The following is a 23892-nucleotide window of genomic DNA, read 5'->3' on the forward strand; positions in this document are numbered from 1 at the left end:
GAAAAGGGGGAAAATGCATGGGAGCGATATTGGAGGTGCAAAATGTTTCACTTCAATTTGGTGGTGTAAAAGCATTGAATGATGTGAGCTACCATATTAAAGAAGGCGAGATATTTTCACTGATCGGGCCAAACGGTGCAGGGAAAACAAGTATGCTGAATTGCATTAGTGGCTTATACCGTCCTTCAAATGGTTCAATTCGCTTTAAAGGCCAAGAAATACTAAATATGAAGCCTTATAAAAGAACGACGTTAGGAATTGCTAGAGCTTTCCAAAATATTGCCCTTTTTGCTCATATGTCAGTACTTGATAATTTAAAGTTGGGCAGACATACTTTAATGAAATCAGGACTATTGAAGGGCGGGCTATATTGGGGATCCGCACAAAAAGAAGAAGTAGAACATCGTAGGGCCGTTGAAGAAGTAATCAATTTTCTCCAATTACAAGATTATCGGCATACACCAGTTGGTACTCTCTCTTATGGACTTCAAAAAAGAGTCGAAGTAGGAAGAGCCTTAGCTTTAGAGCCAGAATTAATATTACTTGATGAACCAATGGCTGGTATGAATTCCTCGGAAAAAGAAGATATGTCAAGGTTTATCTTAGATATGCATGAATTGAAGAAGATGACTGTTGTCCTAATTGAACATGACTTAGGTGTTGTTATGGATTTATCAGACTCAATAGCAGTATTAGATTTCGGAAAGCAAATTGGGTTCGGTACACCTGCAGAAATCCAAAATAACCCTGAAGTTATTAAAGCTTATATTGGTGAGGAAGCTATTTAAGAAAGGAGGAACTGATAGCTATGTCCAAAGAAAAAACGTTACCTCATCTTTTAATTGAACGTGGTACAAAGATGGGCAACCAAGTGGCATTAAGGCAAAAGGAACTTGGCATTTGGAATGAAATATCGTGGGCCGATTACTTAGAAAACGTCCGCACATTGAGCATAGGGTTAGCTTCTGAGTTAGATGTCAAAAAGGGTGATAAGGTTGCTATTCTAGGTGATAATCGTCCACAATGGCTATATTCTCAGCTCGCAGCACAAAGCTTAGGGGCAATCGTTATTGGTATTTACCAAGAGGCAACAGGTGATGAATTAATTTACTACTTAAATCACTGTGATGCTAAAATTGTTGTTGCTGAAGACCAAGAGCAAGTTGACAAACTGCTTGAGATTGAGGAATTAATACCGAATGTTGAAAAAATTATTTACTACAACGATAAGAGTTTAAGGACCTATAAGAATGAAAAACTTCTTTATATGAGGGAGTTGCAAAAAGCAGGAGAAACACTCACTCAAAAGGAGCCGGACTTTTTTAACAAAAAAGCTGAGCAAGTATTCGGCGATGACGTAGCTATAATCTCCTATACATCAGGCTCTACTGGTGATCCAAAAGGGGTAATGTTAACTCATAACAATTTAATATCTGCCGCAAAAAGTTTAGCTGAAGTTGACCCTGTAGCTGAAAAAGATGATTACTTATCCTTTTTACCACTAGCTTGGATTGGTGAACAAGTAATGAGTGTTACGATGTCGCTGTGTAAAGGGAATACGATTAATTTCCCAGAACAACCGACAACTGTATTGACGGATTTAAGGGAAATTGGTCCACACTCACTTTTTGCACCACCAAGAACCTATGAAAATATCATTTCGAGATTTAAGTTACGAATTGATGGAGCTACATGGTTCAAGCGTAAAGTCTATAACTTTTTTAAACCATTCGGCGATAAAATGGCAGATGCAAAATTAAAGCAAGAACCAATATCACTACCCGCGAAAATCATGTATGGTTTAGGTGACTTTCTCGTGTTCAGTGCCATCCGTGATCATCTTGGTTTATCACGCATTAAGCGAGCGTACAATAATGGTGCTCCATTGGGAGAAGAAGCGATCCACTTCTTTCACTCATTAGGGGTTAACTTGAAACAGTGCTACGGCGCATCAGAAGTTTGTGGTATTTCACTTGTGCAAAGAGATGGTGATCTTAATCAATCAAGCGTCGGCTTACCGCTGCCAAATACGGAAGTAAAAATCTCAAATGAAAATGAAGTCTTGATCAAAAGCTCAAGTCAATTTGTCGGCTATTATAAAGAAGCTAGTGATCATGTTTCTGGAACCGATGGCTGGGTTTCATTAGGCGATCATGGAGACATAGATGACAAGGGTCACTTGCACATAAAAGATCAAGCAAATAGTATCTTTACTACACAAAATGGTGAAACCATTGCCCCGAGTTATTTTGAAAACAAATTAAAAAATAGCCGCTTTATAAAAGAAGCACTCGTCTACGGAAAGGATAAACCTTACTTAGTTTCAATGATTAACATTGATATGGCTAATGTGGGACGTTGGGCTGAGAAAAATCAAATCGTTTATACAACATTTGCAGACTTATCAATCAAAAAAGAAGTCCTTCAGTTAATTGAAAAAGAAGTTGCTTCTATTATGAAGGATATTAAGAGTGAAACGAGAATTAAAAAAATAGTCATCTTCAATAAAGAACTTGACGCTGATGATGGTGAGTTAACACGTACACAAAAAATACGTCGTGGTTATTTAGAAGATAAGTATGAATCTCTTCTTGAAGGCTTATACTCATCCAACGGTCAAGTAAGTCTAACATACAATAACGGAAATCAAAGTGACGTTAATACAAACTTAGAAGTTATTGATTTAGATACGAACAAGGAGGTGGCTTAATCTATGAGTTTTTTCTTGCAACTACTCATTACTGGTGTAGTCGTTGGAAGTATCTATGCATTGGTTGCTCTAGGCTTTGTACTTATCTATAAAGCAAGTGATGCATTAAATTTAGCCAACGGTGAACTTGTTCTAATAGGTTCCTATATATGTCTTACTTTAGTCGCAGTATATAAAATACCTTTTATCATCGCACTTATTATTACACTAATGTTCAATGCTCTTCTAGGAATGGCAATTGAACGAGTCGTACTAAGACCTCTCATAAATGCTCCAGTTATTTCAGTTATTATGGCGACAATTGGTTTAGCTAGTTTACTAGCTGGTCTTGTCCATATGATTTGGGGACATCAAACAAAATCTTACCCGCCTATTTTTCCATCAGAACCAATCCGAATCGGTGAAATTATCATTGCTCCAGTTTACTTATGGTCTTTCGTTATCGTCATGGTGTTACTCGTTATTTTTACAATCTTCTTCAAATACTCCAAAATGGGTCTTGCTATGAGAGCTGTTGCGGATGATCAAATGGCTGCACTTTCTATGGGCATTAGTGTTAAATCTGTATATGCTATCACATGGGGGATTGCTGCTTTAGTAGCTGCAGTAGGTGGAGTTTTATTAGGTAACATCAATGGTGTAAACGCTTCCATGGCTACGATCGGTCTAGCTGTACTCCCAGTTGTTATATTAGGGGGATTAGATAGTATCCCAGGTGCTATTATCGGTGGGTTTATTATCGGGATCGTTCAAAACTTGGCTGCGGGTTATTTACAACCTATCTTTGGTGGAGGATTAAAAGAAGTTATCCCATTTATTATTGTAACGATTATTTTAATGCTTAAACCAAATGGGCTCTTTGGTAAAGGCGGAATAGAGAGGGTGTGAGTCAATGAGAAATCCATTTGTTATGGAATGTGGAAACTATAAAACGAGTTACAGCAGAGACATGGAACTATTCCGAACGCCACAGATGAAACTGAGGATGCTGATCATCGTTATCTTGCTATTCTTGTTCCCGCTAGTTGCATCTAATTATGTTGTTGGTTTAGCAACCCTTTGTGCAATCGCTGTTATTGGTGCAATTGGTTTAAATATTCTAACTGGATTTACAGGGCAAATTTCTGTAGGGGTTGGGGCATTTTTAGCGGTAGGCGGTTACACTTCAGCCATTTTAACGATGACACTTGGATGGAGCTTCTGGATTGCACTGCCTCTAGCTGGGTTAATTACAGCTGTTATTGGTGGATTGTTCGGAATTCCATCTTTAAGGTTAAAAGGTTTATATTTGGCCATTGCCACTTTAGCTGCACAAGTAGTTATTCTATGGATCATCGGCCGCTGGAGCAGTTTAACCGGTGGTGGAGCTGGAATGGTATTAAATCGCCCCTCTATTGGCGGCTACACATTTTCTAGCCATAACAGTTATTACTTCTTGTGCTTGACCATTGCGATTTTAACAACTATTTATGCACTCAACTTATTCCGTACCCGTACAGGTCGAGCTTTTCTAGCGGTAAGAGACCGAGATGTGGCTGCACAAATTATGGGGATTAACTTATTTAGTTATAAAGTAATGTCATTTGCCATCTCTTCTTTTATCGTGGGGATTGCGGGGGCTCTACTAGCTCACTATACGATGGTTGTTACCGTAGAACTGTATAGTATTCAAGTTTCTATTCAATATTTAGCGATGATTTTAGTAGGTGGATTAGGTAGTGTATTCGGAGCGATCTTAGGAGCCATTTTTATTACACTCCTTCCAGTTGGTTTAGGTTTCATGGTTGAATTTTTAACGATTTATATGCCAAATGCTTACCATCTGCTTTCGTCGTTCCGTGAATTTGTCTTCGGTTTAGTCATTATCTTGTTCTTAATCTTTGAACCAGGTGGGTTAGTACACATATGGAATAACATTAAAAATTACTTTAGATTATGGCCATTTTCGTATTAAGGGTTCGCATTGAACTACCACTAAGGGATTTCGAAGTCTCTTACATAAAGGGTCTTCAGCCAATAAATGATGTATCTATTAAGGGGGAAAACAAATGAAAAAAAGTCATTGGAAAAAAACGATGGCAGCTGTTGCAACTTCTGTACTTGCACTAGGGTTGCTCGCAGGTTGTGGGGGAAATGAGGCATCAAGTGATACATCAAATGACTCCGACTCAGGAAAAGTCATTAAATTAGGTGGGATCTTCGATGAGTCAGGTGCAACTGGGGATGTAGGTGCACCTTATGCAGAAGGTGAAAGGGCATTCTTTGAATACTTAAATTCAAACGGCGGCGTTGATGGTTACACAATTGACTTTGTTGGAGAAGATTATGCTTATGATACAAGTCGTGCACAACAAGTTTATCAGTCATTAAGAGACCGACATGAAGTGGCTGCTGTTCTAGGTTGGGGAACAGCAGATACAGAAGCGTTACGTCAACAAATTATTAATGATGAAATTCCATTTTTCTCAGCTTCTTATTCTGAAAATTTAAAAGATACTGGAAGTGAGAGCGGATTTAATTTCCTTGTCGCAGCAAGTTATTCTGATCAGGGTCGTGCGATGCTCGAGTGGATTGCCGAAAATCATCAAGGGTCTTCTCCTGCAACAGTAGCATTAGTTTATCACGAAGGACACCCGTTCAGTGAATCGCCAATTCAAGATATTAAAAACTATGCGGCAGAACACTTAGCAGGTGTAGTTGAAATTGTTCCTGACATCCAAATCGAACTAGGTGACACGGATCCGCAAACTACTCTTCAATCATGGGCAAGAAATAATGAAGTTCCAGATTATGCGATCATCAACTATACATGGAATCAAACAAGAAATGTTGTACGTGATGGGAAACAACTTGGTTGGGATACGCAATTCATGGGTCTGAACTGGACAGCTGGAGAAGGTCTAGTTCCTAGTGGAAGTGATAACCAACAATGGGTTGATGCATTAGACGGATTTATCGGGGTAGTTACACACGCATTCCCGACGGAAGATCTTCCAGGAATGGAGCCTATTATTGAGTACCTAGATTCAAAAGGCAGAACGGTTGAAGATATTAACCAAAAGTTCGTTCAAGGATGGGCGACAGCATCAATCATGGCAGAAGCCATTCGAATTGCCATTGCTGAAACAGACGGAGACGTGACTGGCTCAGACATTCGTGCAGCGATTGAGTCGATCAACAACTTCGATCTTGGTGGTTTAGGTGCAAACGTTTCATTCGCTCCAGATAATCACGCAGGTACAGATCAAATTCGTTTAGGTCAACTGAATAACGGTGAGTGGGATATTATTACTGATTATTTTGGCGTAAGCGATATGCGTTAACTTTAAGGAGAGAGGGTACTTGCCGCTTAGTACCCTCTCAACCAATAAAGTATTTAGACAGTCTGCAAAGTTCAAGTCCTATCACTGTTTTTTCTAGACGTGGGCGAGTTAGCCGAACATCTAGTTTGGATCTTTTAGTTTCTTTATCTACTTTTTAGGGAGGGTAAATAATGCTCCGTCTAAACAATATAGAGGTTGTTTATAACAAAATGATTTTAGCCATCAAAGGAATGTCATTGGAGGTACCTGATGGAAAAATTGTTGCTCTTTTAGGAAGTAATGGAGCAGGTAAATCAACCACATTAAAAGCCATATCAGGATTACTTAAAAATGAAGGTGGCCAAGTAACAGACGGCTACATCGAGTTTGAAGGAGAAAAGATTAGCGGGGTTGATCCAGATAAGATTGTAAAACAAGGAGTCTTTCAATGTATTGAAGGAAGAAGAGTATTTAAACATTTAACGGTTGAAGAAAATTTATTAGCTGGAGCGTATACGAGGAAAGACCGTAAGAACATCTCAGACGACCTAGAGAGAGTCTATCATTACTTTCCGAAGTTAAAAACACTTAGAAGCAGGGCATCAGGGCTTCTTTCAGGTGGAGAGCAGCAAATGCTTGCCATCGGAAGAGGTATTATGGCAAAACCTAAAATTTTATTGCTTGATGAACCATCCCTTGGAATTGCACCGCTTCTTGTAAAAGAAATCTTCCAAAATATCAAGCAAATCAATCAAGAAGAAGGCACATCCATCTTAGTAGTAGAGCAAAACGCCAATGTGGCCCTTTCAATAGCTGATTTTGGTTACATTATGGAAAACGGAAGAATTGTTATGGAAGGACCTGTCGATCAGTTGCTTTCAAATGAAGGTGTCCGTGAATCCTATTTAGGAATGAATAAAGAGGGGAAGAAAAGTTTCCGCGAAGTAAAGTCGTATAAAAAAATAAAACGTTGGGTGTAAAACAGGTATTTTTTTCAAAGAGAGATACTACTTTATTAAGAGGTATCCAAATTAGAGGTTGATTAAAAGAATTTTAGTAAAGGCAATAATTAACTAGCAGTGCGTGTTCAAAAAGAAGGACAAAAAGATCAAGAAGTTCGAGGCGGGCCAGCTGCGAGTACCACAGCGTATGGTATTAATACGTGAGGAACGCAGCAACAAACCAATGAGCTTCCACAGGATGTGGTGACTTCGACGTTCCCACAGGACGTGGGGGGCTTAGTCGAAAGTCTTCTACCGCCAGAGATTCTTCCCGGACTTTTTGAACATCCTCTAGCTATCACTTTTTTTTAGTGAAAATTTGAACCAATGCTCAGTTACATCAAATTTATAAAAAAATTGATTATACAATAGGAGGAAATAATTATGAATTTTGAATTAACGAAAGAACAACAAATGATCCGTGATATGGTAAGGGATTTTGCACAAAACGAGGTAGCTCCAAAAGCAGAGCATGTTGATAAAACGGCTGAATTCCCGATTGAGACGTTTAAAAAAATGGGTGAGTTAGGCATGTTGGGAATTCCGTTTCCAGAACAGTATGGCGGATCAGGCGGGGATACGATTTCTTATGCTTTAGCCGTAGAAGAAATCGGCCGTGCTTGCGGAAGTACTGGATTAAGCTATGCGGCGGCAGTTTCATTAGGAGCGAGTCCAATCTATTATTTTGGCAGTGAAAAGCAAAAGCAAGATCACCTTGTTCCACTTGCTTCAGGGGAAGCATTAGGTTCGTTCGGCTTAACAGAACCAAATGCTGGATCAGATGCAGGTGGTACACAAACTCGGGCGGTTATCGAAGGAAATGAATACGTTATCAACGGTGAAAAATGTTGGATTACAAACGCAGGATACGCAAGAACCGTCATTGTTACGGCAGTAACTGGAAAGGATGCAAGAGGAAAAAATATTATCTCAGCCATCATCGTTCCAACAGGTACGCCTGGATTTACGATTAATAGTAATTATGAAAAGATGGGTGTCCGCGGATCGAATACATCAGAGTTAATCTTAGAAGATGTTCGTGTTCCAACCGAGAACATTTTAGGAGATCCACAAGCTGGATTTAAGCAATTTCTATACACATTAGACGGCGGCCGAATTTCAATTGCTGCACTTGCTGTTGGTATTGCTCAAGGTGCTTTTGATAAAGCATTACAATATTCAAAAGAGAGAAAGCAATTTGGTCAATCCATTTCTAACTTCCAAGCGATTCAATTTAAACTAGCTGATATGGCGATGGAAATTGAACTTGCACGAAATATGGTAATGAAAGCAGCATGGTTAAAAGATCAGGAAAAACCATTCTCTAAAGAAGGTGCTTTTGCAAAACTATTCGCATCCGAGATGGCCACAAGAGTTTGTAACCAAGCGATTCAAATTCATGGCGGATACGGTTATATGCGTGAGTACGAGGTTGAAAGAATGTTACGTGATGCGAAACTAATGGAAATTGGAGAAGGGACATCTGAAATTCAACGTATGGTAATTGCGCGTAATCTAGGTTGCGGTGAAAAAGCTAGAGTAAAAGCGTAAGACAAATCATAAAGTAAAAGTAAATAGATTAAAAGGAGGAATACAAATTGGCAGAGTTAATGAATGTTACGGTTGGTAGATTGCTAGAAGAGGTAGCAAGAAAGCAGCCGAGTCATGAAGCTGTCGTATATCCTGACCGCGGCTTGCGTTATACGTATCAACAGTTTGATGATCTATGTCGTCAAGTTGCCAAAGGGTTTATGAAGCTTGGGGTTGAACGCGGTGAACATGTTGCCATATGGTCGACAAACATGCCTGAGTGGCTGACTTCTCAATTTGCCACAGGAAAAATGGGAGCCGTATTAGTAACGGTTAATACAAACTACCGTACGGCTGAGCTTGAATACTTACTGAAACAATCTGATTCTACGACAATTGTTTTAATGGACGAATTTCGTGGTGCTTCTTACACAGAGATGCTCTATGAAATTATTCCGGAGCTAAAAACTGCAGAACCCGGAAAGTTACAATCAAAAAAACTGCCATACTTAAAAAATGTCGTTTTTCTAGGAGATGAGCGTAAGCCTGGTATGTATACTTGGGCAGATCTACTTGAAATGGGTGACCAAGTAACAGATGCCGAATTAAATGAACGGATGAGTTCGCTTGAACCAGATGATGTGATTAATATGCAGTACACTTCTGGTACAACTGGTTTTCCAAAAGGAGTAATGCTTACCCATAACAATCTAGTAAACAATGCTATTAATATTGCAGAGTGCATGAACTTAACAGCGGATGACCGAATGTGTATCCCGGTACCGTTTTTCCATTGTTTCGGATGTGTGCTAGGGACGATGGCATGCGTGACGGTAGGAGCAACGATGATCCCTGTCCAAGAATTTGATCCGAAACAAGTTCTTCAAGCCGTTCAGGATGAGAAATGTACTGCATTACATGGTGTACCAACGATGTTTATTGCAGAATTAAATGATAAAGAGTTTGAAAAGTACAATTTGTCTTCATTACGTACAGGTATTATGGCTGGATCGAATTGTCCAATTGAAGTGATGAAAGCTGTAATTGAGCGTATGGGTGCTTCTGAAATTACAATTGCCTATGGCCAAACGGAGTCTTCACCTGTTATTACGCAAACGCGTGTAAACGATTCGTTGGAACGACGAGTAGAGACAGTTGGCCGTGCCTTGCCTAATGTGGAAGTCAAAATTGTTGAACCAGGTACTGAAAAAGAAGTTCCGCGAGGCGTTCAAGGTGAACTTTGTACTCGTGGGTACCACGTGATGAAAGGATATTATAAAAATCCGGATGCAACTTCTGCAGCAATCTCCGAAGATGGTTGGCTTCATACAGGTGATTTAGCCGTCATGGATAAAGAGGGATATTGTCGTATTACAGGACGTCTCAAAGATATGATTATCCGCGGCGGGGAAAATGTTTACCCGCGAGAAATCGAAGAATTTTTATATCAACATCCAAAAGTACTGGATGTGCAAGTTGTAGGTGTGCCGGATCCAAAATTTGGTGAAGAAGTTTCCGCATGGATTGTATTAAAAGAAGGAGAATCGGCTACTTCTGACGAAATACGTAACTATTGCAAAGGAAAAATTTCCCGTCATAAAATTCCGCGCTATATCGAATTTGTTTCAGAGTATCCAATGACTGCGTCTGGAAAAATCCAAAAATTCAAACTTCGGGAAATTGCAATGGGTCGTTTTAATTTAACAGAGTCGGCAGAAGTTTAACTTTTTGTAAGCGTTATCAAATACTGAAGAACCTTGTCGAAACAGGTTCTTCAGTATCCTACTTTATTTCAAGAGCAAATATTTTAAAGAGGTGAAGCTATTGTTTCAAAAAGTGTTAATCGCAAACCGTGGGGAAATTGCATTAAGAGTTATTCGTACATGTCAACGTCTAGGTATTAAAACTGTAGCTGTATATTCCGAAGCTGATGCAGAGTCATTGCATGTAAAACATGCAGATGAAGCGTACTTAATTGGAAAACCGAGAGTTAATGAAAGTTATTTAAACATGGAAAAAATTCTTGAGAAGGCGAAAGAAACTGGAGCAGATGCTATTCATCCTGGTTACGGTTTACTTTCAGAGAATAGTAGTTTTGCGAAAAGGTGTAAAGAAGAAGGTATTGCATTTATAGGCCCTTCACCTGAGGTTATTGCTAGTATGGGCAGTAAAATTGAAGCGAGAAAAGCAATGGAAAAAGCCGGTGTTCCTGTTGTGCCAGGAATTACAAGACCGCTTGCTGATGCTGATGAGGCTGTTCTTATAGCGAATGAGATTGGATATCCGGTTATGCTAAAAGCTTCTGCAGGTGGCGGCGGAATTGGAATGCAAGTAGTAAGAAGTGATGAAGAAATTAAAAAAGCGTATGAAGGCAATCAAAAACGAGCAACGGATTTCTTCGGTGATGGAGCGATGTATGTTGAAAAATTCGTTGAAAACCCTCGCCATATCGAAATTCAAATATTAGCCGATCAAGCTGGAAATACATTGTACTTATGGGAAAGAGATTGTTCGGTACAAAGACGACATCAAAAAGTAGTCGAAGAAGCTCCTTCTCCATTTCTAGATGAAGAAACACGTAGAAATATGGGGGAAGCTGCTGTACGTGCTGCGAAAGCAATCGGCTATGAAAATGCCGGAACAATTGAATTTTTAGTAGATGAACACAAAAACTTCTATTTTCTTGAAATGAATACGAGATTACAAGTCGAGCATCCGGTAACAGAAGAGATTACAGGCTTAGACCTCGTCGAACAACAGCTGAAAATTGCTTCCGGACAATTACTAGAAATGAAGCAGGAAGATGTACAGCTGCAAGGACATGCGATTGAAGTTCGCATTTATGCTGAAGATCCAAAAACATTCTTCCCTTCACCAGGAAAAATTACGGCTTTTCAATTGCCTGAACAGCCATTTGTCAGAAATGAATGTGCAGTGAGCGAACACTCAGTTGTTACACCATTTTATGATCCGATGATCGCTAAATTAATTGTTAAAGGTGAAGATCGTGAAGAAGCGATTGAATATTTACAACAAGCATTAAAAAGTTATGTAGTTGAAGGAATTAAAACAAACATTCCAATGCTTCAGCAAGTTGTAGAACATCCTTCATTCATAGTTGGCGATGTGACAACGAACTTTGTATCTGAAAAATTACAAAATAAACCAATTAAAAAGTAAACCGAGGAGGAATTATTATGAGTCAAGTAATTACAAATATGGCAGGTAACCTTTGGAAACTATTAGTTCAAGTAGGAGATAAAGTAGAGGAAGGGCAAGACATTGCAATCCTTGAGTCGATGAAAATGGAAATCCCTGTTGCTGCAGAAGAAAGCGGAACAGTAAAAGAAGTATTAAAAGAAGAAGGCGATTTCGTAGATGAGGGTGAAGTGTTGATCGTACTTGAATAGTAACGGACTTTTTAGTGTGAACATTTATTTTCACATAAAGAAATTCAAATGATTTATTGTCTTCTCGGCAATAAGTTGGGTTTCTATTAAGGGGGAAAATCGGTGAAATTTCCTAACAACATTTTATTGAAGGAAGTTGGCCCAAGGGATGGACTGCAAAACGAAAAGTCCTTTATTTCAACTGAAGATAAAGTGGAATGGATCAATAGGTTGTCTGATACCGGACTTTCTTATATTGAGATTACATCTTTTGTTCATCCGAAGTGGATTCCAGCACTTGCTGACGCTGTCGATGTAGTCAAAAAAATTAAACGAAAACCAGGTGTCACTTATGCAGCGCTCGTCCCTAATGAAAAAGGGCTACAACGTGCTTTAGAGGCTGATATCGATGAAGTTTCGGTCTTTATGTCTGCAAGTGAAACACATAATCAAAAAAATATAAATAAAACGATTGATGAAACATTTAAGGTGCTCAGACCTGTAGTTCAGGAAGCCAAAGCAAATGGTAAGACGACAAGAGGTTATGTGTCTACTGTTTTCGGGTGTCCCTATGAACAAGATGTCTCAATCGAAGATGTGATTAAAGTGTCAGAGCACTTGTTTGAAATGGGAATCGATGAGTTGTCTTTAGGAGATACGATTGGTGTTGGCAACCCTGCACAAGTACAACGTATTTTAGATGAACTGCTAACGAGATTTCCAGCTAGTCAACTTGCTATGCACTTTCACGATACGAGAGGTACTGCTTTAGCAAATATCCTAGCTTCATTAGACATGGGAATTACCAAGTTTGACGCAGCTGTAGCTGGTCTGGGCGGTTGTCCATACGCTCCAGGTGCATCAGGCAATGTTGCTACTGAAGATTTACTTTACATGTTAGATGAAATGGGCATTGAAACGGGTGTAAATCAAGACCGTTTATTAGCAGCAGCACAGTGGATTGAAGAAAAAGTCGGCAGAACATTGCCTAGTCGAAATTTACAAGTAGCAAAAGCGGGCTGTCAAACTAGAGCCTAATTGTAAGGGGGACTTAACATTGGATAAAAAAGTATTGTTGACGATAGACGAGGCAGGTGTAGCACATATTACACTTGATCGTCCAGAAGCAGCTAATGCTCTATCCCTTCAAATGTTATACGATCTACACGAAGCGATACATGAAGTGAAATACAATCCAGAAGTCCGTTGTGTCGTTATAAAAGCATCGGGAGAAAAGGTATTTTGTGCAGGTGCAGATCTAAAAGAACGTGCAGGAATGGACCCTATTCAAGTGAAACGTACAGTGTCTTTAATTAGGGGTAACATTAATGATATCGAAGCTCTTCCTCAGCCAGTTATTTGCGCTTTAAACGGAAGTGCATTCGGTGGTGGACTTGAACTTGCCTTAGCTTGCGATATTCGTATAGCAGCAGATCATATCAAAGTGGGCCTAACCGAGACGTCTTTAGCTATTATTCCAGGGGCTGGGGGAACACAACGTCTTCCAAGGCTCATTGGAAAAGGAAAGGCTAAAGAGCTGATTTATACCGCTAGAAGGGTAGATGCGTATGAAGCAGAGAAAATCGGTTTAGTTGAATATGTAGTGCCTCTTGAAAGCATGGATCAAAAAGTGAGTGAAATCACTTCACAAATCGCAAAGAATGGACCGATTGCCTTGCAACAAGCAAAGTATGCCATTGATAGAGGGTTAGAAGTGGACCTGCAAACGGGATTAGCACTTGAACAAAAAGCATATGAAGTAACGATTCCAACAAAGGACCGAATAGAGGGGTTATCTGCTTTTAAAGAAAAGCGAACACCTAATTATACTGGAGAATAAAGAAATGATTTGAGGAGGAGACCTAGCATGTCATTTGAAAAAGAATTACAGGATCGCATTGAAACGATAAAAAAGGGCGGCGCGGACAAATATCATCAAAGCAATGCTGAAAAGGGAAAATTATTCGTTCGTGAAAGGCTCGAACTTTTATTTGATGACGGATTAAATTTAGAAGATGGATTTTTTGCTAATTGCACGGCTGAAGGACTTCCAGCAGACGGGGTAGTTACGGGGATTGGAAAGATTAACGGTGAGACAGTGTGTGTAATGGCAAATGATTCGACCATAAAAGCGGGATCTTGGGGATCGAGAACGGTTGAAAAAATCATTCGTATCCAAGAAACGGCTGAAAAGCTAAATGTACCAATGCTATATTTAGTAGATTCTGCTGGTGCTCGTATTACTGACCAAGTCGAGATGTTTCCAGGGCGTCGCGGGGCAGGAAGAATTTTTTATAACCAGGTAAAGCTGTCTGGCCGTGTTCCACAAATATGTTTATTATTTGGTCCATCTGCTGCTGGAGGAGCTTATATCCCAGCATTTTGCGATATTGTAATTATGGTTGACGGAAATGCTTCCATGTACTTAGGATCACCACGTATGGCAGAAATGGTTATTGGAGAAAAAGTGACACTAGAAGAAATGGGTGGAGCCAAAATGCACTGCTCTGTTTCCGGATGTGGTGATATTCTAGCCAAAACCGAAGAAGATGCCATTGAAATGGCAAGACAATACTTATCTTATTTTCCAGCAAACTACGGTGAAGATGCACCTGTTAAAGAACCGGTTGCTCCAAAAGCTTTTGACAAAACATTAGAAGAAATTATTCCTCAAAATCAAAATGCACCATTCAACATGCACGACCTTATTAATCGCATTATTGATGAAGGAACGTTCTTTGAAATTAAAAAACTGTTTGCTCAAGAGTTAATTACTGGATTAGCTAGAATAGATGGCCGTCCTGTTGGGATTATTGCGAACCAACCGAGAATGAAAGGCGGGGTATTATTCCACGACTCGGCTGACAAAGCTGCGAAGTTTATTAACTTATGTGATGCTTACAATATTCCTTTATTATTCTTAGCTGACATCCCAGGATTTATGATTGGTACGAAAGTAGAGCGAGCTGGAATTATTCGCCATGGTGCAAAAATGATTTCTGCCATGAGTGAAGCGACAGTACCTAAAATCTCAATTATTGTTAGAAAAGCGTACGGTGCCGGATTATATGCAATGGCTGGTCCAGCGTTTGAGCCTGATTGCTGCTTAGCGCTTCCGAACGCACAAATAGCCGTAATGGGACCTGAAGCAGCAGTAAACGCTGTTTATGCGAATAAAATTGCCCAACTTCCAGAAGAAGAAAGACCTGACTTTGTAGCGCAAAAACGTGAAGAGTACAAAGAGGATATCGATATTTATCGGTTAGCTTCTGAAATGGTTATTGACGGCATTGTTCCTGCTAATTCATTACGTGATGAATTGTCAAAACGTTTTGAAGCTTATATGTCTAAGTATGTTGCATTTACACACCGTAAGCATCCAGTATATCCAGTATAAGATAGGATACAGACTCATAAGTGCCTGGCTCAATCCCAATGCGATGTTGGTGGTGCCCGGCACTTGATGTTTTATGATGAAGCCCATAGTCATTAAAATTAAGAAATTAGTGTTTAAGGGGGATTATGCATGACTGTAGCGTGGAAGCCATCAGATGAAATGATTGAAAAGACGCGTCTTTATCAATGGATGAGACAGCTCGGATATACGGATTATGAAGAGTTTCTTAATGCCTCTACAAAAGATATTGCTTGGTTTTGGAAGGAAGCAGAAAAAGTCCTTAATATAGATTGGTACGAGCCATATAAAGAAACACTTTCACTTGAGGATGGTGTGAAGTGGCCGAAATGGTTTGTAGGAGGCAAATTAAATACAGCCTATAATACAGTTGAAACGTGGGCCGATAAAAAAGAAACAGCGAACGCAAAGGCTATTGTTTGGGAAAGTGAAGATGGGATTGTTCAAACGTACACGTATGAACAATTAGCAGAGGCTGTTGCTCGTGTGGCAAACGGCTTTAGACAACAAGGTTTGAAAAAGGGTGATATTATCGCCATTTATATGCCGATGGTGCCGGAGACAGTCATTGCGATGATGGCGGCAGCAAAAATTGGTGCGATTTATTCACCGATTTTTTCAGGGTATGGAACAGATGCGGTGGCAACACGCTTAAACGCGGCCAAGGCCAAAATGATCGTAACAGCTGATGGCTTTCTACGAAGAGGTCGACCGGTTGCAATGAAAGAAGAAGCCGACCGTGCAGTAGAAAAATCTCCATCAATTGAGAAAGTTATTGTCTTTCGAAGACTCGATCGAGATATTCCATGGAATGATTCAAGAGATGTCGATTGGAAACAATTAATGAAAGAGGAACCGTTAAAAGAAACCCTCTCAATGGATAGTGCAGATCCTTTAATGTTAATTTATACATCAGGTACTACAGGGCGTCCAAAAGGTGCTGTACATACACATTCTGGCTTTCCAATTAAAGCGGCGTTCGATGCTGGAATTGGAATGGATGTAAAGAAAGGCGACACATTATTCTGGTATACAGACATGGGATGGATGATGGGGCCGTTTTTAGTATTTGGTGGTTTGATGAATGGGGCAACGATTTTATTATATGAGGGGACACCTGATTTTCCGCAACCAGACCGGTTATGGGAAGTCGTTGATAAACATCAAGTGACCCATTTAGGGATATCGCCAACGCTTATTCGGTCCATGATGAAGCATGGTGAAGAGTGGCCTCAAAAACATAATTTAAGTACATTGCGTGTTATTGCTTCAACTGGTGAACCCTGGAACCCAGAGCCGTGGTTATGGTTATTTGAAAAAGTAGGTCAATCGCGAATCCCAATTTTTAATTATTCAGGAGGAACGGAAATTTCCGGTGGTATTTTAGGAAATGTATTAGTCCGTCCCATTGGACCGATTACATTTAATTCACCTCTTCCGGGGATGGACGTTGATGTTTTGGATGAAGACGGAAAACCGGTATTAAATTCAGTTGGAGAGCTTGTAATTAAACAACCATGGGTGGGGATGACAAAAGGATTTTGGAACGAACCCCAACGGTATGAAGAAGCCTACTGGAGCCGCTGGGAAAATATATGGGTTCATGGCGACTGGGTCATTAAAGATTCAGATGGCTTCTGGACCATTACCGGAAGATCGGACGACATTTTAAATGTTGCCGGAAAGCGTCTAGGTCCAGCAGAAATTGAGTCCATTTTAGTTGAACATCCTAATGTAGTTGAGGCAGGTACAATCGGCATTCCTGACGACATAAAAGGAGAGGTAGCGGTTTGTTTTGCTGTGCTTAATCAAAATGGTTTGCAGCTAGAACAATTGAGAGAAGAATTGCTTCAACTCGTAGCGGTGAAAATGGGGAAAGCTTTAAAACCGAAAGCGATTTACTTCGTTCAAGATTTACCGAAAACGAGAAATGCCAAAGTCATGCGTAGAGCAATCAAAGCGGCATACTTAAATAAAGATGCAGGTGATTTGTCATCACTTGAAAATCCACAGGCGCTTACGGAAATTAATCAATTAGGTAAAAACGCTTAAGTGTGTTAATTTAGCAAAACATCGCATCGGTCAAAACAACCAATGCGATGTTTTTACTTTAAACTAATTGTTACCTAATATTTCTAATTAAAATTGTACATAGACTTGTCCAAATGAAACATACTATGTTTACAAAGAGGAGGTGAACACACATGCCAACAAACAATAGCAACAACTCAAATCAACTATTAGTACCTGGTGTCCAACAAGCACTAGACCAAATGAAGTATGAGATTGCTCAAGAGTTTGGTGTTCAACTTGGTCCTGATGCTACTTCTCGTTCTAACGGTTCAGTAGGTGGCGAGATCACAAAGCGCTTAGTTCAAATGGCTGAGCAACAAATGGGTGGTTATCAACAACAATAATATATTTTGGCTTAGAAGAGGTGGGTAAACCATCTCTTCTTTTTAAAGAGATCACAATTTTTTTAGGTGACGGGCGTTTGCGTTTTTATTTGGTAAGACGATAGACACTTAAGGAGCTTATGATATGGACCACATTTGCCCAATATGTAATGGTTTTGAAATGATTAGAGCAGCTTGTGATCGGTGTGGGTGTACGCTTGAAGACAAAGGAAGGTTAATGGATTACTTTGACGACTATAGTGCATATTTAGAAATTGATGATATGAAGAAGTCAAATACAATTTCAAATGATTTACAAAATAATCAATGTCCACACACTCTGTCATGCCCCAATTGCGGTACTAACTCAATCATGCTCGTGGGTGAGTGGTAGAAGACAACTTGTAAATGTGAACAAATCAAGTCAGAGCTCGTAATTTATATACAGAAAGGCCACCGATTTTTAAGATCGGTGGCCTTTTCAGGATTAATTAACGAATGCGTTCTTCTGTTTCAGGGTTAAAGAAGTGAACTTTGTTCATGTCAAATGCAAGGTCGATGTTTTGTTCGTTTTGAATATCTGTGCGAGAGTCAATACGTGCTATAACATCTTGGTTATCAATTTTAGTATATAATACTGTTTCTGCACCCGTTAATTCAGCTACTTCTACTTTTGCTGTTACTTTTGTTTCCGGTGAAGATTCGATGAAAAGCAGTTCATCATGGATATCTTCAGGGCGAACCCCTAGAATAATTTCTTTGTCAGCAAAGCCTTTTTCTTTTAATGTTTTTAATTTACCTTGAGGAATACGTACTGATACGTTGTTTAATTTGAAAAACTCGCCTTCAATACGTCCGTTTAGGAAGTTCATTGCCGGAGATCCAATAAATCCACCAACAAACACATTTTCAGGGTTATCATAAACATCTTTAGGTGTACCTACTTGCTGAATAATTCCATCTTTCATAATAACAATACGAGTAGCCATCGTCATTGCTTCTGTTTGATCGTGTGTAACGTAAATTGTAGTTGTTTGCAGACGGTGGTGAAGTTTTGTAATTTCAGCACGCATTTGTACACGAAGCTTGGCATCTAAGTTAGATAATGGTTCGTCCATTAAGAAAACTTGTGGATCACGAACGATAGCTCGTCCAAGTGCAACACGTTGACGCTGACCACCTGACATCGCTTTCGGTTTGCGATCTAGCATTTCTTCTAAGCCAAGAATTTTAGCGGCTTCTTTTACACGACGATCAATTTCTTCTTTCTTGAACTTTCGAAGTTTTAGACCGAAAGCCATATTATCGTATACATTCATATGGGGATATAGCGCATAGTTTTGGAAAACCATTGCGATATCACGATCTTTTGGAGCAACATCATTCACACGCTTATCGCCAATGAAAAGATCACCTTTTGAGATATCTTCAAGTCCTGCAATCATTCGAAGAGTTGTTGATTTACCACAACCTGATGGTCCAACGAATACAATAAATTCTTTATCTTTAATATCTAGGTTAAAGTCAGTAACTGCTGTTACATCACCATCGTAAATTTTATAAACATGATTTAATTTAATATCAGCCATTTTTCATTACCTCCAGATTGTTTTTCATAGTCTTATTGTAATCCCTTACATTACAACTCACAATTGGCACCGTGAACAAAAAATAAACTCCCCCTTGTGCATAGTGCACTATTAGAGAGTCTGGTAAATAATAAGGGCGATATAAACAGAAACGGCTTGGTCAAAATGTTTAATATCAATCCCTGTTTTTTCAATAAATTTATCAATTCGATATTGTAAAGTGTTTCGATGCATAAATAACTCTTTGGCAGCAAGAGTCGTATTTAGATTGTTTTTAAAATACACTTGGATCGTCTTAATGAGCTCTTTATCTAGGTTTACTTCTTTAATTAATTGGCTCGATATCTTTTGAAGTGCTTCAAGCGGCACATGTTCTAGAAGTAAATAAGGAGTTGCTTGGTGAAAATAAGTAACGTGCTGTGAGGTAGAAAGATTTTTCATTACGGCGAAACACTTTTCTTCCCAACCGTATTGCTGGCGTGCTGTTGTAACCTTTGATAATTTAGCTCCTACAAAAAAGTGAACATTTATAAAGAAATCAGAAGTTAAGGCAGCGCTTAGCTCTTCAAAATCATCCGTTTCGATCGGTAAATCATTAAAGAATTCAACAATCAGTCCTTCTTGATTGCTTTTCCAGATAATTATGATTTGGTGATCAGAAAAACTATGTAAAAAAATATCATTGAGCTCACTGGTGTTTTCAATTTCATGACTTGTAGAAAAGTGAATAAATCGAAAGTAGTCTTTATCAAATTGCGGTTCATTTTCATTGGCATGTGTTAAATAATTCAGCCATTGTTGTTCTCTTTCATTTAATTGAACCGGTTGGATCTCCGTTTCCTCTAGAATAATATCCAATAAAGAAATATCTTGATCATCAACTGAAGCTGTATCAATTCCAAACACTTCTCCTGCGGGAGTTGTATACCACTTTATCGTGTTCGGTAACGACGATTGATATTTTAAGTAAAAAGAAGTCCCAAAACGACGTTCAAGTTCGTTAATCATATGTTTCTCCTTATAAGTTCTTATGGTTTGTGGACGATTAGGAGGTCTTTTATTGCCTCATTCAATATTATATCAAAAAAAGAAAGGGCAATCGCCCCTTCTATTTTCGTTCGTCTTCAGGCTGGTTTGGCGGTTCCTCTTCAACTAGGTCTCGTGCTTCTTCTATTATACCTGAGTTATTTTCGTAGCTGACCGTTCCGCCTCCGAGTCCTTCGTTTATCATTCGATCCACATCCATAAAGAAATTTGCCCGATCTTCATTAGCATTTTCAAATTTATCTTTATTTTGATCTTTTTCCAATGTAAATCCCTCCTTTCCCATTAACTTTTGACATTTGTTCAATGGTTATTCATTCTTCAACAGCTTAAAGTAATAATCAAAAAAAGACTAACTCATGACAGTAAGGCAAGGTGTGTAGGTTGGCACCTGGATAGTGCCAAATTCCTTAAATGCTTTACATATGAGTTAGTCTATATTCGTAATGGTTTTAATGTTCTTCATACACATGATAGAGGAAAAGGTCATGAACTCGGGGTTCTAACTGCTTTCTTTCTTCCTCTTTTGGCGCTGGGTCTGACCAGCTAATCGAACCATCTTTATAATATACGCCAAGAAAATATTCTCCTTTATAGAAAAAAGAAAACTCCCACTCTTGACGGACAAGGTTGTTACGAAGTTCTTTCCATTGAAAGTGTGAAATCATTGGCTTCTTCCCCTTTCTTTTCTGCACACAATCTTCATTTTAGCGCATCGAAAAAAAGAAAGCTAGGATAAGCCGTCTGAAACGAACGATTAGGTAATCAACTGATTAATAAATTGATGAGGGGATTCAAAGGCTCTCTTACTCAGATAAATGGCATACTCTAGAGGAAGTTCTCTAGAAATAATATCTTCTCTTTTAAGCTTGCCTTGTTCAAAAATCAATCGTCCTGGCTTTGAGTTTGCTTCAAACAGCCAAACATCCCCGTTCTCATCAATTCCTAAATCGAAGCCAATCTCACCAATGCACCCCTCTAATTGATGATCAAGTGCGTGACTTAATGTGAGCGCAGCCCGTTTCAGTTGACTCACTCTTTTCTTTGAAAGAAGTCCATCATGGACAAGGTCATCTACTGAGATCACTTCGCCTCCACGGTGAATGTGTGTCGTTACACTTTGCCAACCAGCCTTCTTTGCAGCGATCGCAGTAATCTCCCAGCGGCCGTCTATGTTTTTATTTGTATGAATCCGAAAGTCCATCGGTTGTTTACCGAGCTTTAATAGATGGATTCCCTGCTGGACAATGACATCCTCTAATCCATCGGGATATTCATGTTGTAGAAGGCGTGTTAAGCTAGAGTATCTTCGTAAGCGTATTTGATCTTCATCATGGTAACGACAGTAAAAATAAGGTTCTTCCGGAAGCTTAATGATTTGTTTGATTTGTTCACCGTGACTGCCTTCAATTGGCTTAAGATACAAATGCTTATACTTACTTAGTAATGCTTTAAGCTCATGAGAACTTGGTTTAACTAAGCTTTCAGGTAAAAAGGGTAGAACCGTGTCATCCTTAGATAATCTTTCATGAATTTCCTGCTTATTAAAAAAGTTCGGGTTAAAATACGGAATCGCATATTCTGTTTCAAATTTCTTTTTTGTCGATTGGATCGTTTCTAAATTTTCAGTTCGCCGGTTAGGGATACGATTATAAATAACATTTGGAAATGGAACCGTTAATAAAGTCCAAGATCCATCGTTTAAGAAGTACCCGTTAATCTCTCCATTTTCCCAATCGATAAGGTGGTGACCGAATACAAAATAAAAGCCGCCTATGTCCTCTTGGGATTGCAATATTTTTGCATACTGTGACGTTCTCTGGCCCAATGGAAACTGTTTAGAAGACGTAAATCCGGCTGTGAAAATTCCAACAAGAGGTCCCATTAGTAAGCACCCATTTTGATAAAAAAGATGAATAGACGTTTCAAATGGCAGCTTTAACTGTTCCCAAAGAGAGTCTGAAAGATAGACTGATTGATCACATTCGTTATTTTCTGTAACTCGACAACGGACGGTTTTGCTTCCAAATGACAATTCAATTGAAGTGTTCGCAACTAACGAATGTTGTTGGAGATAGGAAGCTGGCAGCTGAATGGCAGACTCTTCATCGAACCTTCTATTTAATTGAAAAGTTTGTTTCATTAGGAGCTCTCCTTCATTAATAAGATTTATCACATGATGGACATTTCACATGATCAAAATAAGATGTAGCCATTTCTTTTTTATCCATTTTTCGATATGATGGATAATAGTGTCAGTTTTAAATCCAATTTTATATAGGCATTTGCTGATAGCGTATAGTATGTTTTTAATCAAAATTTCGTGAATAGTTGAGTTTTAGGGGGCAAGTGGTAACGTGAAGGAAGTAATAATTATTCTTATGATGATCGTTATTGGAGCAACCATTGGAGGAGTAACGAACTCTTTAGCTATAAAGATGTTATTTAGACCTTATAATCCAATCTATATAGGTAAAAAACGAGTACCGTTCACACCAGGGTTAATTCCGAAAAGAAGAGATGAGTTAGCTGAGCAACTAGGTAAAATGGTTGTACAACACCTTTTGACGACTGAAGGACTGCAAAGAAAGTTACTGGATGAAAAGTTTACAAATGAAATGAAGTTATGGGCGCAAGGAGAAGCTAGAGCTATCCTAGAAAGTGATATGACATTAGCAGCTTTATTTAATGAACGATTTGGTGTAGAAAATGTTAGGGGTACGATTGAAGATAAAACCGAACAATGGATACGAGATGGATTTGAGACGTTCCGGATGCAAAATGGCTCCCGTCCTATTTCTGAAGTGTTGCCATCTAACCTAACACAGAAGTTAGATAATGCAATTCCCGATTTCACTCAATTTATCTTATCAAGAGCGAAAGATTATTTTGAAAGTGAAGAAGGAAAAGATCGTCTCAGTGATATGATTGATCGATTCTTAATGGGCAAAGGAACCCTGGGGAATATGGTGTCGATGTTCTTGGGGAATGACAGGCTAGTCGATAAAGTCCAACCTGAGATTATTAAGTTTTTGGATGATGCGAGTGCTGAGAAGATGATCGAGTCAGTGTTAAAAAAAGAGTGGAATAAACTAAAAGAAAAGCCCCTTTCGTACTACTTAAATAAAGTAGATAAAGAAGAAGTCATTTCTCTAATTAAGAAAACGATTATCAACAGAGTTCCTGTATATGAATGGATTGACCAACCATTGAATGATTGGACAAAGCCATATATGGAAACAATAGTTTCTGACTGGGTACCTAAAGGTGTCGATTTAATAGGACAAGCACTGGTCTCTCGTCTAGACCGTCTAATGAAAAAACTGAACTTAGAAGAGGTTGTTAAAGGTCAAGTTCAAGGATTTGCTGTCGAACGTCTAGAAGAGATGGTACTTTCGATCTCTAGGCGAGAATTTAAAATGATCACCTATCTTGGGGGATTACTTGGCGGAATGATTGGATTAATTCAAGGTATAATTGTTATTTTTCTTTAGGTTTTATAAAAAAATCGACATG

22 protein-coding genes are annotated in these 23892 nt (G+C 39.0%); 17 read left to right on the top strand and 5 right to left on the bottom strand.

The window, feature by feature from the left end; genetic code table 11:
* The first annotated feature begins 17 nt into the window (after nt 1-17).
* The 16 genes from N7Z68_RS16310 to N7Z68_RS16385 all read left to right on the top strand — a co-directional run bounded on the left by N7Z68_RS16310 (nt 18) and on the right by N7Z68_RS16385 (nt 18137).
* Nucleotides 18-788, top strand: coding sequence for an ABC transporter ATP-binding protein (locus N7Z68_RS16310; RefSeq protein ID WP_275119538.1), 771 nt, complete (start codon nt 18-20; stop codon nt 786-788).
* A 20-nt stretch (nt 789-808) separates the two neighbouring features.
* Nucleotides 809-2710 carry an AMP-binding protein gene (locus N7Z68_RS16315; protein ID WP_275119539.1) on the top strand — a complete coding sequence of 634 codons (1902 nt, stop codon included), beginning with the start codon at nt 809-811 and terminating at the stop codon, nt 2708-2710.
* Between the two features lie 3 nt (nt 2711-2713).
* Nucleotides 2714-3598: a branched-chain amino acid ABC transporter permease gene (locus N7Z68_RS16320; protein ID WP_275119540.1), complete on the top strand. Its 885-nt coding sequence runs from the start codon at nt 2714-2716 to the stop codon at nt 3596-3598.
* Nucleotides 3599-3602: 4 nt separating this feature from the next.
* Entirely contained in the window at nt 3603-4664 is a 1062-nt protein-coding gene (locus N7Z68_RS16325) for a branched-chain amino acid ABC transporter permease (protein ID WP_275119541.1), read from the top strand.
* Between the two features lie 94 nt (nt 4665-4758).
* A complete protein-coding gene (locus tag N7Z68_RS16330; RefSeq protein WP_275119542.1) occupies nt 4759-6033 on the top strand; it encodes an ABC transporter substrate-binding protein in 1275 nt (424 codons plus the stop codon).
* A gap of 170 nt (nt 6034-6203) precedes the next feature.
* On the top strand, nt 6204-6992 hold the full coding sequence (locus N7Z68_RS16335) for an ABC transporter ATP-binding protein (protein ID WP_275119543.1): 789 nt from the start codon (nt 6204-6206) through the stop codon (nt 6990-6992).
* Between the two features lie 405 nt (nt 6993-7397).
* Complete coding sequence (locus N7Z68_RS16340; RefSeq protein WP_275119544.1) at nt 7398-8564, top strand: acyl-CoA dehydrogenase; 1167 nt, start codon at nt 7398-7400, stop codon at nt 8562-8564.
* Between the two features lie 59 nt (nt 8565-8623).
* The gene (locus N7Z68_RS16345) at nt 8624-10267 is read left to right on the top strand and encodes an AMP-binding protein (protein ID WP_373323168.1); all 1644 of its coding nucleotides are present in this window, start codon (nt 8624-8626) and stop codon (nt 10265-10267) included.
* 100 nt (nt 10268-10367) lie between these two features.
* Nucleotides 10368-11723, top strand: a complete 1356-nt coding sequence (accC, locus tag N7Z68_RS16350; protein ID WP_275119546.1) for an acetyl-CoA carboxylase biotin carboxylase subunit — start codon at nt 10368-10370, stop codon at nt 11721-11723.
* Nucleotides 11724-11740: 17 nt separating this feature from the next.
* The gene (locus N7Z68_RS16355) at nt 11741-11953 is read left to right on the top strand and encodes an acetyl-CoA carboxylase biotin carboxyl carrier protein subunit (protein WP_275119547.1); all 213 of its coding nucleotides are present in this window, start codon (nt 11741-11743) and stop codon (nt 11951-11953) included.
* Nucleotides 11954-12055: 102 nt separating this feature from the next.
* Nucleotides 12056-12970, top strand: a complete 915-nt coding sequence (locus N7Z68_RS16360) for a hydroxymethylglutaryl-CoA lyase (RefSeq protein WP_275119548.1) — start codon at nt 12056-12058, stop codon at nt 12968-12970.
* 19 nt (nt 12971-12989) lie between these two features.
* On the top strand, nt 12990-13772 hold the full coding sequence (locus tag N7Z68_RS16365) for an enoyl-CoA hydratase (protein ID WP_275119549.1): 783 nt from the start codon (nt 12990-12992) through the stop codon (nt 13770-13772).
* 27 nt (nt 13773-13799) lie between these two features.
* On the top strand, nt 13800-15329 hold the full coding sequence (locus N7Z68_RS16370) for an acyl-CoA carboxylase subunit beta (protein WP_275119550.1): 1530 nt from the start codon (nt 13800-13802) through the stop codon (nt 15327-15329).
* 129 nt (nt 15330-15458) lie between these two features.
* A complete protein-coding gene (locus tag N7Z68_RS16375) occupies nt 15459-17399 on the top strand; it encodes an AMP-binding protein (protein WP_275119551.1) in 1941 nt (646 codons plus the stop codon).
* Nucleotides 17400-17551: 152 nt separating this feature from the next.
* The gene (locus N7Z68_RS16380; protein WP_275119552.1) at nt 17552-17764 is read left to right on the top strand and encodes an alpha/beta-type small acid-soluble spore protein; all 213 of its coding nucleotides are present in this window, start codon (nt 17552-17554) and stop codon (nt 17762-17764) included.
* Nucleotides 17765-17888: 124 nt separating this feature from the next.
* Nucleotides 17889-18137, top strand: a complete 249-nt coding sequence (locus tag N7Z68_RS16385) for a hypothetical protein (RefSeq protein WP_275119553.1) — start codon at nt 17889-17891, stop codon at nt 18135-18137.
* 97 nt (nt 18138-18234) lie between these two features.
* Here the strand turns inward: N7Z68_RS16385 and N7Z68_RS16390 are convergent, their stop codons facing one another.
* The 5 genes from N7Z68_RS16390 to N7Z68_RS16410 form a co-directional block, all read right to left on the bottom strand.
* Nucleotides 18235-19332 carry an ABC transporter ATP-binding protein gene (locus N7Z68_RS16390; protein ID WP_275119554.1) on the bottom strand — a complete coding sequence of 366 codons (1098 nt, stop codon included), beginning with the start codon at nt 19330-19332 and terminating at the stop codon, nt 18235-18237.
* A 111-nt stretch (nt 19333-19443) separates the two neighbouring features.
* Entirely contained in the window at nt 19444-20340 is an 897-nt protein-coding gene (locus N7Z68_RS16395) for a PucR family transcriptional regulator (RefSeq protein ID WP_275119555.1), read from the bottom strand.
* Between the two features lie 100 nt (nt 20341-20440).
* The gene (locus N7Z68_RS16400; protein WP_275119649.1) at nt 20441-20641 is read right to left on the bottom strand and encodes a hypothetical protein; all 201 of its coding nucleotides are present in this window, start codon (nt 20639-20641) and stop codon (nt 20441-20443) included.
* Between the two features lie 187 nt (nt 20642-20828).
* On the bottom strand, nt 20829-21044 hold the full coding sequence (locus N7Z68_RS16405) for a YheE family protein (protein ID WP_275119556.1): 216 nt from the start codon (nt 21042-21044) through the stop codon (nt 20829-20831).
* Between the two features lie 89 nt (nt 21045-21133).
* Nucleotides 21134-22519 carry a YheC/YheD family endospore coat-associated protein gene (locus N7Z68_RS16410; RefSeq protein ID WP_275119557.1) on the bottom strand — a complete coding sequence of 462 codons (1386 nt, stop codon included), beginning with the start codon at nt 22517-22519 and terminating at the stop codon, nt 21134-21136.
* A gap of 214 nt (nt 22520-22733) precedes the next feature.
* Here N7Z68_RS16410 and N7Z68_RS16415 point away from each other — a divergent pair, with 214 nt between their 5' ends.
* Nucleotides 22734-23870 carry a DUF445 domain-containing protein gene (locus N7Z68_RS16415; RefSeq protein WP_275119558.1) on the top strand — a complete coding sequence of 379 codons (1137 nt, stop codon included), beginning with the start codon at nt 22734-22736 and terminating at the stop codon, nt 23868-23870.
* Nucleotides 23871-23892: the final 22 nt, after the last annotated feature.

Source organism: Alkalihalobacterium chitinilyticum, assembly GCF_029028005.1.
Classification (GTDB): Bacteria; Bacillota; Bacilli; order Bacillales; family Bacillaceae_F; genus Alkalihalobacterium; species Alkalihalobacterium chitinilyticum.

Coding starts and splice junctions, on each gene's coding strand:
- N7Z68_RS16310 (WP_275119538.1), top strand. CDS start 18: ATGGGAGCGATATTGGAGGTGCAAAATGTTTCACTTCAATTTGGTGGT.
- N7Z68_RS16315 (WP_275119539.1), top strand. CDS start 809: ATGTCCAAAGAAAAAACGTTACCTCATCTTTTAATTGAACGTGGTACA.
- N7Z68_RS16320 (WP_275119540.1), top strand. CDS start 2,714: ATGAGTTTTTTCTTGCAACTACTCATTACTGGTGTAGTCGTTGGAAGT.
- N7Z68_RS16325 (WP_275119541.1), top strand. CDS start 3,603: ATGAGAAATCCATTTGTTATGGAATGTGGAAACTATAAAACGAGTTAC.
- N7Z68_RS16330 (WP_275119542.1), top strand. CDS start 4,759: ATGAAAAAAAGTCATTGGAAAAAAACGATGGCAGCTGTTGCAACTTCT.
- N7Z68_RS16335 (WP_275119543.1), top strand. CDS start 6,204: ATGCTCCGTCTAAACAATATAGAGGTTGTTTATAACAAAATGATTTTA.
- N7Z68_RS16340 (WP_275119544.1), top strand. CDS start 7,398: ATGAATTTTGAATTAACGAAAGAACAACAAATGATCCGTGATATGGTA.
- N7Z68_RS16345 (WP_373323168.1), top strand. CDS start 8,624: ATGAATGTTACGGTTGGTAGATTGCTAGAAGAGGTAGCAAGAAAGCAG.
- N7Z68_RS16355 (WP_275119547.1), top strand. CDS start 11,741: ATGAGTCAAGTAATTACAAATATGGCAGGTAACCTTTGGAAACTATTA.
- N7Z68_RS16370 (WP_275119550.1), top strand. CDS start 13,800: ATGTCATTTGAAAAAGAATTACAGGATCGCATTGAAACGATAAAAAAG.
- N7Z68_RS16375 (WP_275119551.1), top strand. CDS start 15,459: ATGACTGTAGCGTGGAAGCCATCAGATGAAATGATTGAAAAGACGCGT.
- N7Z68_RS16380 (WP_275119552.1), top strand. CDS start 17,552: ATGCCAACAAACAATAGCAACAACTCAAATCAACTATTAGTACCTGGT.
- N7Z68_RS16385 (WP_275119553.1), top strand. CDS start 17,889: ATGGACCACATTTGCCCAATATGTAATGGTTTTGAAATGATTAGAGCA.
- N7Z68_RS16390 (WP_275119554.1), bottom strand. CDS start 19,332: ATGGCTGATATTAAATTAAATCATGTTTATAAAATTTACGATGGTGAT.
- N7Z68_RS16395 (WP_275119555.1), bottom strand. CDS start 20,340: ATGATTAACGAACTTGAACGTCGTTTTGGGACTTCTTTTTACTTAAAA.
- N7Z68_RS16405 (WP_275119556.1), bottom strand. CDS start 21,044: ATGATTTCACACTTTCAATGGAAAGAACTTCGTAACAACCTTGTCCGT.
- N7Z68_RS16410 (WP_275119557.1), bottom strand. CDS start 22,519: ATGAAACAAACTTTTCAATTAAATAGAAGGTTCGATGAAGAGTCTGCC.